General features: G+C 60.6%; 13 protein-coding genes. 3 read left to right on the top strand and 10 right to left on the bottom strand.

Going from position 1 to position 13091, the window contains the following annotated elements; genetic code table 11:
- Nucleotides 1-72: 72 nt before the first annotated feature.
- On the top strand, nt 73-1566 hold the full coding sequence (locus tag EU811_RS14390) for an HNH endonuclease (protein WP_142939034.1): 1494 nt from the start codon (nt 73-75) through the stop codon (nt 1564-1566).
- A 39-nt stretch (nt 1567-1605) separates the two neighbouring features.
- Here the strand turns inward: EU811_RS14390 and EU811_RS14385 are convergent, their stop codons facing one another.
- The 5 genes from EU811_RS14385 to nrdH form a co-directional block, all read right to left on the bottom strand.
- Nucleotides 1606-2871 carry a hypothetical protein gene (locus EU811_RS14385; protein WP_142939033.1) on the bottom strand — a complete coding sequence of 422 codons (1266 nt, stop codon included), beginning with the start codon at nt 2869-2871 and terminating at the stop codon, nt 1606-1608.
- 198 nt (nt 2872-3069) lie between these two features.
- A complete protein-coding gene (gene nrdF / locus EU811_RS14380; protein ID WP_011775019.1) occupies nt 3070-4044 on the bottom strand; it encodes a class 1b ribonucleoside-diphosphate reductase subunit beta in 975 nt (324 codons plus the stop codon).
- Nucleotides 4045-4160: 116 nt separating this feature from the next.
- On the bottom strand, nt 4161-6302 hold the full coding sequence (nrdE, locus tag EU811_RS14375) for a class 1b ribonucleoside-diphosphate reductase subunit alpha (RefSeq protein ID WP_274595837.1): 2142 nt from the start codon (nt 6300-6302) through the stop codon (nt 4161-4163).
- Nucleotides 6303-6313: 11 nt separating this feature from the next.
- Nucleotides 6314-6784 (bottom strand): class Ib ribonucleoside-diphosphate reductase assembly flavoprotein NrdI, encoded by a 471-nt coding sequence (gene nrdI, locus EU811_RS14370; protein WP_142939032.1) that lies wholly within the window; start codon nt 6782-6784, stop codon nt 6314-6316.
- A gap of 62 nt (nt 6785-6846) precedes the next feature.
- Nucleotides 6847-7089, bottom strand: a complete 243-nt coding sequence (gene nrdH / locus EU811_RS14365; RefSeq protein ID WP_142939031.1) for a glutaredoxin-like protein NrdH — start codon at nt 7087-7089, stop codon at nt 6847-6849.
- Nucleotides 7090-7486: 397 nt separating this feature from the next.
- On the opposite strand from nrdH, the gene EU811_RS14360 reads away from it, so the two are divergent.
- Together EU811_RS14360 and EU811_RS14355 are read left to right on the top strand one after the other, a co-directional pair.
- Nucleotides 7487-8452 carry a LysR family transcriptional regulator gene (locus tag EU811_RS14360; protein ID WP_142939030.1) on the top strand — a complete coding sequence of 322 codons (966 nt, stop codon included), beginning with the start codon at nt 7487-7489 and terminating at the stop codon, nt 8450-8452.
- A gap of 50 nt (nt 8453-8502) precedes the next feature.
- Nucleotides 8503-9009 carry a DUF2004 domain-containing protein gene (locus EU811_RS14355; protein ID WP_142939029.1) on the top strand — a complete coding sequence of 169 codons (507 nt, stop codon included), beginning with the start codon at nt 8503-8505 and terminating at the stop codon, nt 9007-9009.
- 17 nt (nt 9010-9026) lie between these two features.
- Here EU811_RS14355 and EU811_RS14350 read toward each other — a convergent pair whose 3' ends face one another.
- From EU811_RS14350 to EU811_RS14330, 5 genes are read right to left on the bottom strand one after another with little or no spacing between them, the layout of a single operon-like run.
- Nucleotides 9027-9734 (bottom strand): hypothetical protein, encoded by a 708-nt coding sequence (locus EU811_RS14350; protein ID WP_142939028.1) that lies wholly within the window; start codon nt 9732-9734, stop codon nt 9027-9029.
- Nucleotides 9731-10747, bottom strand: a complete 1017-nt coding sequence (locus EU811_RS14345) for a vWA domain-containing protein (RefSeq protein WP_142939027.1) — start codon at nt 10745-10747, stop codon at nt 9731-9733. Before EU811_RS14345 ends, EU811_RS14350 begins: the two co-directional genes overlap by 4 nt.
- Nucleotides 10729-11700, bottom strand: a complete 972-nt coding sequence (locus EU811_RS14340) for a vWA domain-containing protein (RefSeq protein WP_142939026.1) — start codon at nt 11698-11700, stop codon at nt 10729-10731. Before EU811_RS14340 ends, EU811_RS14345 begins: the two co-directional genes overlap by 19 nt.
- Nucleotides 11691-12161: a hypothetical protein gene (locus EU811_RS14335; RefSeq protein WP_142939025.1), complete on the bottom strand. Its 471-nt coding sequence runs from the start codon at nt 12159-12161 to the stop codon at nt 11691-11693. The genes EU811_RS14340 and EU811_RS14335 overlap by 10 nt, the downstream gene beginning before the upstream one ends.
- A complete protein-coding gene (locus EU811_RS14330; RefSeq protein ID WP_142939024.1) occupies nt 12151-13080 on the bottom strand; it encodes a DUF58 domain-containing protein in 930 nt (309 codons plus the stop codon). The genes EU811_RS14335 and EU811_RS14330 overlap by 11 nt, the downstream gene beginning before the upstream one ends.
- Nucleotides 13081-13091: the final 11 nt, after the last annotated feature.

Here is a 13091-nt window from a genome sequence, read left to right as displayed (position 1 = left end):
GTGCCGGATCTGTCGCCACCTCCCCGGGAATGAGACTCTAATAATGTCAGTGCCCCCTGCCAGAGTTATGACATGGAGCGGATTCGGGAAAGGCAAGTGGAGGCGGCGGTTTCCGCTGCGCGTCTTCCTGCCACCTCCGGAGGGTTCGTTCTGTCGGGCACCGTCAGTGGTGATCTGATCCAGCAGTTGCGGGTGCTTGAAGATATGAAGTCAGCTATCTCGAGTTTGCAGGCCAAGATCGCTGTTGCCTTTGACCTGGCCCAGAGGCAGGAGCAGGCACAGCAAGGCGTTCCCGCCTCTGACCAAGGTAAAGGGGTGGGGGCTCAGGTGGCGTTGGCGAGGCGGGAGTCCCCGAACCGTGGGTCGAGGTTGCTGGGTTTTGCGAAGGCGCTGGTGGTGGAGATGCCCCACACTTTGGCAGCGTTGCGGGCCGGGCTCTTGAATGAATGGCGGGCCACGTTGCTCGTGAAGGAAACGGCGTGTTTGTCTGTTGAGGACCGGTGCGCGGTGGATGAGGAACTCGCCGCCGATACCGGGACTTTTGATGGCAAGGGTGATAAGGCGATTGTTGCGGCGGTGAAGGCTGCTGCGTATCGGCGTGATCCGCGGTCGGTGGTGGGTCGTGCCAGCCGTGCCGCTGCTGAGCGGACGGTGAGTTTGCGTCCGGCGCCGGACACCATGACGTACCTGACGGCGCTGTTGCCGGTAGCTCAGGGGGTGGCGGTTTATGCTGCGTTGTCCCGGGCTGCTGATACTGCCCGTTCCACAGGTGGTGCTGGCACTGGCGGGGGTGTCGGGTCTGGTGGAGTAGCCCCGACCCGTGGCCAGGTCATGGCCGACACTCTGGTTGAACGGGTTACCGGCACTCCGGGTGGGTTTTCGGGGATCAACCTGGATCTGGTCATGACCGACCGGACGCTCTTTCAGGGCGATAGTGAACCGGCCCGGCTCAAGGGATACGGAATCGTCCCGGCAGAGTGGGGAAGGAAACTTCTCGGCCTGGGGCCAAAAGGAAGCTCAGGGCAGGCCGAAAAGTCAGCGCCCGCCGAATGCTCCGTGCCGGTGGCTGACGTCAGGCACGCCGGTCCCGAGCTAACCGCCCCCGCACCAGTGGCAGCCGCACCGCCGACAGCAAACAGCTTAGGAGCAATACAGACATCACAGTCGGCCCAAGACCAGGAGTTCGATGTCTGGCTCCGTCGGCTCTACACCGCGCCGGGCACCGGAGAGCTCCTGGCAACGGATTCCAAGGCCCGGTTCTTCCCGGCAAGGCTGCGGCGATTCATTGAGACCCGTGATGACACTTGCCGGACGCCGTATTGTGATGCGCCCATCCGGCACACAGACCATGTGGTTCCGTGGCGTTCAGGAGGGAAAACGAACCTCGCAAACGGGGCTGGTCTGTGCGAAGCATGCAATCACACCAAGGAAAACCCCGGCTGGACCACCCGTGCAGTACAGGCCGACGTGCACACCCTGGAAATCCGCACCCCCACCGGGCACACCTACCAATCCAAGGCTCCACCCCTACCCGGGCACCAGCCTATGGACGCCGATACCTCTTGAATGATGCAAGTTCTACTGACGCTTGGGGAACAGGACCACTCATTGCCCAGGAAACAGTTCCGAGACGGTGCCGGGGCCAAAAACTACAAGCCAGCTCACCCCTAAGACGAAGATAACCCCGGTTGCAGCCAGCGCGATTATGGGCGCTCGTCTCGTCATGCCCGAAAGGATCCTCATGACGGGTCCACCAATCGGACGCTCCTTTGAAGCAGCACCTGTATGAAGGGCGGTTCGCCTTCTAAGCGCCAGAAGTTGTCTCAGAGTTTTCCGCACCGCGACTTCAAGGACCAGACCCCGGCCTCGGGCAGACGAATAACACATCCATGCGCCAGCGTAAAAGGGGAAAGCTGTCAGCACCATATAGAAAGCCAGAAATTGGAACAAGCCGCCGAGGATCTCTGTGGCCTTTACCCCCCAGCGACCCCCCGCGGCCATATCCAGCGCAGCCACCATAAACGGACTCGTGAAAATCGCCCACAGGAGTATGCCCATGGCCACACTTCCCGTCACTGACCACCACTGCTTGTTGTACCAAAGGACACAGATTTTGCTTAGCCGGTCTACAGCCAGAGATGCCAGGCCGGCGGTGATGACCACAGTTGGAATGAACGCCTTCCCACCCGCCAGCGACGCTGCCACAATGCCACTGGACACCGGATAAATGGCAAACATTATGACAACGTGGCAAGTGGGTCGGCGGGGGGCGCCGACCCTTCTCTGGGGTAAGGCTCTGAGTACCGATTTCTTCTCGCGAACAAGTTTCCATAGGTAAGCATCTGCCGTGGTGTCAACCAACTTAGAGTGCTCTGCAGCATCACTGGCGAACAGCGATAGAAGCCCGCCGAGGGCCAAAGACCCGAGGCCGCGAACAGCATCGAAACGCGGAGGGTTTGGCCATGAACCGAAATCAAAAGACTGCCCGAAGGACACCATCATCAGGCCTGTAGCAGCAAGGGAAATAACCCGGCACGCCATATCTAGGAATTCAACCGGGCCAGGGTGTTTCCTTTTGTCAGTGATCTTCAAGGATCGTGCCTGAAGCTGGACGGCCACTACTAGAGTGGCCAGCAGTCCGAAGCCCGACAACACCGAAGCTCCAGGGATCCGCCTTAAGATCGGGTTGTAGGACATGTCCACGTTCAGTGACGCCATCCAAACGAAAAGCCAGACCACGATGCTGACGAGCAGATGCGCCAGTGTCCTCTTCAGTAGGCGGCCTCGGTATGCCTCTGCCTCTTCCATAACGCGGACAAGGACTTTGGGACTTAGATGATCCAGAATGATAACGCCCTTACGAACCGTCACGTATCTAGCTCACGTGCTCGCGATTGATGGTGGTCAACGACGCCACAGAGTCTGAATCCGTCGTCATACAGGAAGTGCTTCATTTCGGGAGAACGTGACGGAGCTCCCAATTGTTGGCGGATCGCGAGCGACAACAAAATAGGGCCCCTCCCGCCGAAGCGGGAGGGGCCCTGAAAGAACCGACAGCAAGGTGAAGATTTAGAACTCCCAGTCCTCGTCTTCCGTGTTGACGGCCTTGCCGATCACGTAGGAGGAGCCTGAGCCGGAGAAGAAGTCGTGGTTCTCGTCGGCGTTCGGGGACAGGGCCGACAGGATGGCCGGGTTCACGTCGGTGACGGAAGCCGGGAACATGGCCTCATAGCCGAGGTTCATGAGGGCCTTGTTGGCGTTGTAGTGCAGGAACTTCTTGACGTCCTCGGCCAGGCCGACGCCGTCGTAGAGGTCGTGCGTGTACTGGACTTCGTTTTCGTAGAGCTCGAACAGGAGCTCGAACGTGTAGTCCTTGATTTCCTGCTTGCGGGCCTCGGAAACCTTCTCCAAACCCTTCTGGAACTTGTAGCCGATGTAGTAGCCGTGCACGGCCTCGTCGCGGATGATGAGGCGGATGAGGTCAGCCGTGTTCGTGAGCTTGGCCCGTGAAGACCAGTACATGGGCAGGTAGAAGCCCGAGTAGAACAGGAAGCTCTCCAGCAGCGTGGAGGCCACCTTGCGCTTCAGGGGGTCGTCGCCCTGGTAGTAATCCATGACGATCTGAGCCTTCTTCTGCAGGTTCTCGTTTTCGAGGGACCAGCGGAAGGCGTCGTCAATCTCCTTGGTGGAGCACAGGGTGGAGAAGATGGACGAATAGGACTTGGCGTGCACAGACTCCATGAAGGCAATGTTGGTGTACACGGCTTCTTCATGCGGGGTGATCGCGTCCGGGATCAGCGAGACTGCGCCAACAGTGCCCTGGATGGTGTCCAGCAGGGTGAGGCCAGTGAAAACGCGCATGGTGAGCTGCTGCTCATCCGGCGTCAGCGTGTGCCACGACTGGACGTCGTTGGACAGCGGCACCTTCTCCGGGAGCCAGAAGTTGTTGACGAGGCGGTTCCAGACTTCCACGTCCTTATCGTCCTGGATCTTGTTCCAGTTGATGGCCTCGACGTGTGTCAGCAGCTTGACCTTCTCGGTCATGTCATCCCCTTAAGCGATGGTGTTCTTGAGGTAAGCCTACGACGGCGGGTGGTGACCCGCCGTCGTACTCTTTAGTTTTTGCAGCGGCAGTCGCCGCAGAAATCAACCGATTTCGGTTACAACATGCACGAAACACAGCCCTCAACCTCAGTCCCTTCCAGCGCGAGCTGGCGGAGACGGATGTAGTAGAGGGTCTTGATGCCCTTGCGCCATGCGTAGATCTGCGCCTTGTTGATGTCCCGCGTGGTGGCGGTGTCCTTGAAGAACAGCGTCAGTGACAGGCCCTGATCCACGTGCTGCGTGGCAGCGGCGTAGGTGTCGATGATCTTCTCGTAGCCGATTTCGTAGGCATCCTGGTAGTACTCCAGGTTGTCGTTGGTCAGGTACGGAGCCGGGTAGTAAACGCGACCGATCTTGCCTTCCTTGCGGATTTCGATCTTGGCGGCCACCGGGTGGATGGAGGACGTGGAGTTGTTGATGTAGCTGATGGAACCGGTAGGCGGTACAGCCTGGAGGTTCTGGTTGTAGATGCCGTGCTCCATGACGGAAGCCTTCAGCTCACGCCAGTCATCCTGGGTGGGGATGTGGTGGCCGGCGAAGAGCTCGCGAACGCGCTCGGTCTCCGGAAGCCACTCCTGCTCGGTGTACTTGTCGAAGAACTCACCGGAAGCGTAAGTGGACTTCTCGAAGCCGCCGAACTTCTGGCCGGTCTCGATAGCGAGGCGGTTGGAAGCTCGCAGAGCGTGGAACAGCACCGTGTAGAAGTAGATGTTGGTGAAGTCCAGGCCCTCTTCGGAACCGTAGTGGACGTGCTCACGGGCCAGGTAACCGTGCAGGTTCATCTGTCCGAGGCCAATCGCGTGGCTCTGGGCGTTGCCCTGGGCGATGGACGGCACCGAGTTGATGTAGGACATGTCGGACACAGCGCTCAAGGCGCGGATGGACGTCTCAATGGAGCGGCCAAAGTCCGGCGAATCCATGGTCTTGGCGATGTTCATGGAACCGAGATTGCAGGAAATGTCCTTACCCACGGTCTCGTAGCTGAGGTCCTCGGCGTAAATGGACGGCGAGGAAACCTGCAGGATCTCTGAGCACAGGTTGCTCATGGTGATCTTGCCGTCGATCGGGTTAGCCCGGTTCACGGTGTCCTCGAACATGATGTACGGGTAGCCGGACTCGAACTGGATCTCCGCGAGGGTCTGGAAGAACTCACGGGCGCTGATCTTGGTCTTCTTGATCCGAGAATCGTCAACCATCTCGTAGTACTTCTCGGTCACCGAAATGTCGGAGAACGGAACACCATAGACCTTCTCCACGTCGTACGGGGAGAAGAGGTACATGTCCTCGTTCTTCTTGGCGAGCTCGAACGTGATGTCCGGAACCACAACACCCAAGGAGAGCGTCTTGATGCGGATCTTCTCGTCAGCGTTCTCACGCTTGGTGTCCAGGAAGCGGTGGATGTCCGGGTGGTGGGCGTGCAGGTACACGGCACCTGCACCCTGGCGGGCACCAAGCTGGTTGGCGTAGGAGAAGCTGTCTTCGAGGAGCTTCATCACGGGGATGACGCCGGAGGACTGGTTCTCGATCTGCTTGATCGGGGCGCCGTGCTCACGAATGTTGGTGAGCGAGAGAGCTACACCGCCGCCACGCTTGGAGAGCTGAAGCGCGGAGTTGATGGCGCGGGCGATCGACTCCATGTTGTCTTCGATGCGGAGCAGGAAGCAGGAGACGAGCTCGCCGCGCTGTGCCTTGCCTGCATTGAGGAACGTGGGGGTAGCCGGCTGGAAGCGGCCGTCGATGATTTCATCAACAAGACGGTTGGCCAGGTCTTCGTCGCCGCGGGCCAGGTGCAGGGCGACCATGCAGACGCGGTCTTCGTAGCGCTCCAGGAAACGCTTGCCGTCAAAAGTCTTCAGCGTGTAGGACGTGTAGAACTTGAAAGCGCCAAGGAATGTCTCAAAGCGGAACTTCTTCTTGTACGCGCGGTTGAAGAGATCGCGGATGAAGTTCATCGTGTACTGGTCGAGGGTTTCGCGCTCGTAGTACTGGTTCTTCACCAGGTAGTCGAGCTTCTCTTCCAGGTCGTGGAAGAACACCGTGTTGTTGTTCACGTGCTGCAGGAAGTACTGGTGCGCAGCTTCACGGTCAGCTTCAAACTGGATCTCGCCGTTGGGGCCATACAGGTTCAGCATGGCGTTGAGCTCGTGATAACCCAAGCCCTTGAAGGCCTCAGGCAGCGGCTTCTTGACCGTGTCCACAGCGCCCCCGGTTACTTCTGTTTCTGCGACAGTTGTGTCCAAAACTTTTCCAGCCCTTCGTTGACCCGCTGAACGTCTTCCGGCGTTCCCATGAGTTCAAATTTGTAAAGATGCGGCACCCTGCACTTAACGGAGATGATGTCCCCTGCTGCGCAGTAGTTGTCCGCGAAATTGGTGTTCCCTGCTCCAATAACACCGCGGATCAGTTCCCTGTTCCTGGGATCGTTGAGAAATCTGATGACCTGCTTTGGCACGGAACCTTCGCCGTTTGTCCCGCCATAAGTAGGCAGCACGAGGACGAAGGGTTCCAGAGCTTGAAGCGGAGCGTCCTGGGCATATAGCGGGATGCGTGCTGCATCCATACCCAGTTTCTGGACGAATCGTTTGGTGTTCTCGGAAGTCGAGGAAAAGTAGATGAGGTGACTCCTCGTGGTCACAGCTTCCGCAGCATCGCGTACGGGTGCCGCTGCCAGCGGTGCCATGGGAGTCACCTCTACTACATAGGAATTCTTAGTGTGATGTGGTGGCGAAGTTTGAATAAAACTTAGGCCACGGAGGAAACGGCCTGGGCCAGTTCCTCGATCTTGTCCGGGCGGAAACCAGACCAGTGGTCCTGCTCGGTGACGACAACCGGCGCCTGCAGGTAACCCAGTGCCTTGAGGCGCTCGAGGGCCTCGGCGTCCTGGGAGATGTCCACACTCTGGTAGGCAATGCCCTTCTTGTCGAGTGCTCGGTAGGTTGCGTTGCACTGAACACAGGCCGGCTTCGTGTAAACCGTTACGGTCATGATCCCTGTCCCCTAAGTTGAAGTCTGATTCTCTTCGTATCTGGCGGGCTCAACCGGAACTTTATTACTGAATCCGATACCGGCCCGCGGGCTGCCGTGACAGCCAACACGCTCTGATTTTGTCTTGTGCTGGTTTCCCGCTCAATCCGTAAATCGATACTACATGTAGTGCAAGCGCCGAACTGGAACCCCAAGATGATGTATTACAAGTATGTCATTCAATCCACCGCTCGTCCACAGGCAAGGGACCTCAAAATGTCCGTGATTCCGCGAAATTGAGAGATGTCATCCACACCCTGTGGACTACTTAGCCACATTTAATCTTCAGCGTGTCGCCCGGATACGGCGTGTCGTGACAGTTTGAAAATGTGGCGTGGCGAACAGCTAAAATCGCCTGATGGTCAACCTTCTCCATCTCCGCACGTTGATGGAGGTCACCCGGCTGGGTTCCTTCGCCGCAGCGGCCGCCCAACTCGGCTACACAGCGTCGGCAGTGTCCCAACAGATGGCCGCGCTGGAACGCGATACCGGCGTCGAACTCTTCCAACGCTCTGCCCGCAGCGTCATTCCCACCGAGGCCGCGGTGACCATGACCCGGCACGCGTCCAAGGTGCTGACCGACGTCGAAGCCCTCATGGCCGCGGCTTCAAGGACCAACGACTCCCCCGCCCAGGAGCTGAGACTGGGTATTTTCCCCAGCCTCGCCACTTATGTACTGCCGGAGATCCTCCGGAACGATCGGTGGAAGAGACTGGGCATTGAGCTCCGCGTCTCAGTGGCCGAACCGGCCCAGACCATCCAAGGACTTCGCACCGGCGGCGAACTGGATGTGGCATTGGTTTATCAAGTGGGGCAATCCGGTCTGGCCTGGCCGCACTCCCTGGAACGTCAGTGGATTGGCGACGACGACTTCCGAGTGGTGCTGCCTGCATCATGGAAAATCCGGGAAGACGCCGAGATCGAAGCGGCTCACCTCTCGGACATGCCATGGATCGTCCACCACCCCGGCACCAGCGATGCTCTGGTCATCGAACGCCTCTTCGCCAGCTGCAACCTGCACCCCCGCGTGGTGGCTTACAGCGATGACTTCCATGCCAGCCTGGAGATGACCGCTGCCGGCCTGGGGGCATCGCTGGTACCGGAACTGGCGCTGCGCAACCGGCCACCCGGCGTCGTTGTTCTTGATGTTCCGGACATCCGCCTGGCCCGGAACGTCTTCGCTCTTCTCATCAATGAAAAGAGGACAGCCCAAGTGCAGTTGTTCACACAGCTGCTCGCTGACACCCTGAGGGACACCTCGGGAAAGAGTGGCCTCCACCCCCTGAAATCCGCTCCTGTCAAGGGCCGGAACCCCAAAGGGTGAATTGGAGCGAAGTGCTGGAACCCGCCGGTTGATGGGGTTAGATTGATCACATGGGCAAGGTAGCGAGCAAACATTTTGGGGAGATCGAGCTCAACCACGGGCGTGAACATTGCTTCGTTGCGAGACACGAACTTGGCGGCAACCAGCTTGAGTTGGACCTCAACGTCACCGCGCACGACCATTTCGATGAAGCGGCCATGCGCAAGGTGGACTACAGGTTGCGCTTCCTGCCCGAACTCGTGGACCAAGTCAGGGAAATGATCGCCGACGAACTGGACCAGGACGGCACCAACCCCCAACAGTTCCTCCATTTTCACTGTTCGCAGCTCAAGGAAGAGCAACTCCAATCCGTCTTCGGCGTCAAAGACAAAGGCCAGCTCACCAACGACGTCTTCCTGAAAGCCCTCAAGCTTGGCCACGTGGCCATCTATCCCGGCCAGCCGGAACGATACTTCGTACTGGATTTCACCCTCGGCTCACACTTCACCGACGAACTGTTGGTGGCTGCAGCTGACGAGGACGGCGTGGTGGACGACGAAATTCTCTGGGAGTCGTAACTACGTCGTGTAACAACTCACCACGGACGGTCCACCCCCGGGGCTTTGTCCGGCCCCCGCAGGTACTCGCCCCGTTCCTGACCCTCCGAACGTTCAAGCTGGGCCTGCTTGGCGTTCTCCTCTAGCTGCCGGAGTTGCTCCTCGTTAGGGGAAGTCCGGGTATCCGGGTTGGACGTGGATGGATCGTTGCGCGGCGACTCACCCGCTGAGATCTTCCCGTTGAGACGATCCCGGGCCGCATCCAGGTTCTCACCCTCACCTGCGGAGTTAGCCGGACCCACAGCATGGCATTGCGGCGGTGCGCTTTCTACCCCGGCCTTGGCCTCCCTGAACAAGCGTGCCGCTGCTTCCGGATCCCCGGCCGTATCCCCCAGCTTCTCGATGCTCAACACAAGGTTGACGCGCACCCTGCATTCGTCCACACCGGGGCCGGCCTCCAACGCCGCTTCAAAGTCCTCCCGCGCGGCGGCAAAGTCACCCGCAAGAACATGGGCATCACCGGAGGCGAAAAGTCCCTTATGTGGCTCCACAAGGTTTGCTACCTGCAACCACGACGCCGCACCGGCCACCCCCTCTTGCTCCCCGGCGTCGAAGGCCTGCCCGGCAGAGGCGCCAAGCACATCAACGCTCAGGAGCTTCGCCGCAACCGCGAGCGCCAGTAGCGCAGGTGGTGCTGAGTAGAGCGCCAGCCTGCTTCGCCGTCGTCGTGCGTTGTCGTCGTTCATGGGGTGGGCTCCTTCCGCACGGCGGGCCGAAGCGACTGGAGGGCGGTGAGATGCCGCAACGGTTCGTGGATTGCCAGCAGGAAAGCGGCCAGGGCCAGCAGCCAGTAAAGTTCCACGCGGCCCGGACCGTCGGGGGTCATTGCGGTGATGGCTCCCGGGCGGGCATGGCTCAACATGTCCGAGGTTGGCTCGGTGCCTGTCCTGTGGGTGTAGGGGACGTGGAGCTGGTCTGCGATGGTCCGCAACTGCCCTTCGTCCATCCGTGAGACGGCATCCTGCGGGGTGTCGGAGGTTCTGTCCCTGACGTATCCGGCGTCGGCGTTGGAGGTTTCCTTCATCCGGCCGCCCTGCCCGGTTCCGTACCCGAGCACCGCTCCCCCGGCCACGTTGGCGGAGTCCATGGGCGACGGCGCTTCTGCGCTGGTGTTCTCACCGTCGCCGGCGTAAAAGACCAGTGCGGGGCGTCCTGGGTGTTGCTGCCTGGCCGTCTGGAGCCTGTCTTTCAGGAGTTGCGCCGCGCCGGTGACGCTGCTTCCTTTGGCGTACCTGCTGTTTTGGGGTTGCAAGGTGGCCATGGCCGTTTGCAGCGCTGTTGCGTCCTGTGTGAGTGGTACGCGTACGGTGGCTTTGTTGTCGAAGGTGATGAGCGAGAATTTGGCTCCGGCGAGTTCCTTGGCGATGGCCATGACGTCCTGTTGAACTCCTGAAAGCCGGGGGCTGGTTCCTTTGTAGTCTTCTGCGGCCATGCTGGTGCTGGTGTCCACCACGAAGAAGACGTCCAGGTCTGCGGTGCCGGTTTGGGCTTGGCCTCCGGTCCAACCGGGGCGCAGGGCTGCAAGGAGCAGGAGGAGCACGGCGGCACTGCGCAGGGCTGCGGGTTTCCAGGGTTGTTGCGGCCGGCTTCGCTTGCGAAGCACCAGGGTCCAGGCCGTGAAGCTCAGCAAGGCCACGCAGGCCAATGCCAGGAGGGGCCACGGGACAAGAGGGGCGAAGGTCATGGTTCCAACCGCCATCCGAGCAGGAGCATCCCCGTACCGGCAAACACGGCAATTCCCAGGGGCCATGCAGGAGCATCGTCGAGCACTACCCGGGGCGCTGCAAGGTAGCTGGTGGCTTCGGTCTCCTGCACTTTCTGGACGATGCCCTTAACGGCGTCCGGGCTATCCAAGGTGAAGTAGGTGCCGCCGGTTCGTTGGGCTGCTGCTTTGAGCTGGGCCCCTGGCTGATCGGGTTGCCCGCCATAGTCCATGTCGCCGGGGTTGAGCGCGTGCACCTTCACCTTTTTCTCGGCGGCCAGGGCCGAGGCTTCATCCAGGGTGAAGATCGGTTCCCCGGAAAGGAAGTTGTCCGTGGCCAGGACCACGGACCGCGAGCGCTCCCCTGTGTCAGTGCCGGGGAAGCTCTGTACGCAGCTTGCCAGCCCGTCCCCTATGAGTGAGGACCCTTCCCCGTTCCACGTGCCGTCAAAGAAGGACCCTGTGCCGCTGTCCAAGGCTTCTTTGGCTTGGGTGAGTTGTTCGGCTGCGTACTGGTAGTCGTCGGTGAGCGGGAAGAGCTGCACGCTGCTGCTGTCGAAGATGACCATGCCGATTCTCTCGCCATCGAATTCCTTGGCCAGGTCTTCGAATACTGCTGCCAAGGCGGCATCTGTGCTGGTCATGGACCCGGACACGTCCAGGCAGAGCACAATGTCCCTGTTCCTGATTTCCGGTTGCTCCGTTGATCGGTGGATGGGTCTTGCAGCAGCCGTGGCGGTGGCGGCGAGGAATACGGCGCCCAACACCACGGCGAGCGCCAGGCGTGTACGGTGCCGGCGTAACGCCTGCCGGTATTCGGGGAGGTCAGTGAGCCGCTCACCGTAGGCGATGGGCCTGGTCTGTGGGGCACGACGACGGCGGGACAGCCACGCGGTGACTGTCACCGCTGCTGCGGCCAGGGGAAGTATCCACCAGTAGCTCAGTTCCATGCGAGCACCACCTGACGTGCTGCTTCTGCGGATTGGCTCACGGAGTGGATCGGCAGGGGCGCGAATTCATTGGGGTAGATGCCGGCTATTCCTGCCGCCAGCTCCTTGAATTCGTGGCGCTGGAGGTCTTGGAGGGTCATGGAGGTCATAGGCAGGCCCGTGGCCGCTCCGGCGAACTCCCGCACGAGAAAGCTGAGCCTCTGGTGCGCGTCGCGCTCCGTCAGGCGACCGGCGTCGGCGTCCGCTGAGGTGGCCTCGATTGCAGACAGGCAGGCGGCTCGTAACGTGTCCAGGTCAGGAACTTGGCGGACCGGCGCGTCTTGGCGGACGGGAGCCTTCTTACGGTCCGAGAAGAGAACCCAGGCGTACCAGGCTCCGATGAGGATCACGAGCATAAGCCCGAGCCATAACCATTGCGGTTGGTATTGCAGGGGCGAATAGAAGCCCGCTTCATCCTGCACGGCTACCGCCCTTGGTAGGGGTCCTTGCCGTGAAGGCGCGGGAACGGTGCTTTTCGAGGAGAGCGAAGACTGAACCTAGGACGTCCTCGCTGCCCGTGGTTTGTTCCTCGGCGATTCCCAGCCGGTAGAACACATCCTGACGCCGCCGCTCGCGTTCCAGCGTTGCCGCAGCGTAGGCGGCACGTACCGTGGGATCCACGGCCAAGGACAGGGGAATTCCTTGCCCGGTGCCCACATCCGTGCTTTCCTGCATCCGGTTCCCGGGTTCGGCGGCGAGCTCGGCATCGCAGACTGTCAGCCACAGCACCTCGTGCCGGCCGCGCAGCCTCCGCATCAAGGTCTCCGTGCGGGCGTCCGGAAGGAACTCGTCCGCCACGGCGACGATGAGCAAACGCCCCTTCAGGTACCGCAACACATAGTCCAGCTGCTCGGCGATCCCACTGGCCTGTCCGTCCAGGGAAGCGCTCGCATCCACGTCGCGGAGCAGCCGTTCCAAATGCTCCTCACCACTGCGGGGCGGGATGTACGTGGACCTTGTGGCGTTCCCGTGCAGGAGACCTACGTCGTCACCGTGCCGGGAAGCCAGGTAACCCAGCACTCCGGCCGCATGCACGGCGATGTCCTTCTTGGTTTCCCCGGACAATGCCTGTGCGGCCATGTTCCTCCCGGTGTCCACCAGGAGAAGGACTGTGTGCCGGCGGACTGCAACGTAGCGCTTCACAAGGGGGGATCCGTGCCGTGCCGTGGCCTTCCAATCGATGTCGCGGACCTCGTCACCAGGGACATATGCGCGGAGTTCATCGAAGTCCAGGCTGCGGCCTTTGAAGACCGAACCGTACTCGCCGTCCAGAAGGGTCAGTGTCCTACGGTGGGCGAAGATGAACATCTTCGATTTAACGCGTCGGAGGAGGCTGGGCACGTCCGGGCCCG

The sequence above is a fragment of the Arthrobacter sp. TS-15 genome (genome assembly GCF_006964045.1).
Classification (GTDB): Bacteria; Actinomycetota; Actinomycetes; order Actinomycetales; family Micrococcaceae; genus Arthrobacter.
Note: the sequence above shows the minus strand (reverse complement) of the source record. Positions and strands in the feature narration are given on the sequence as shown.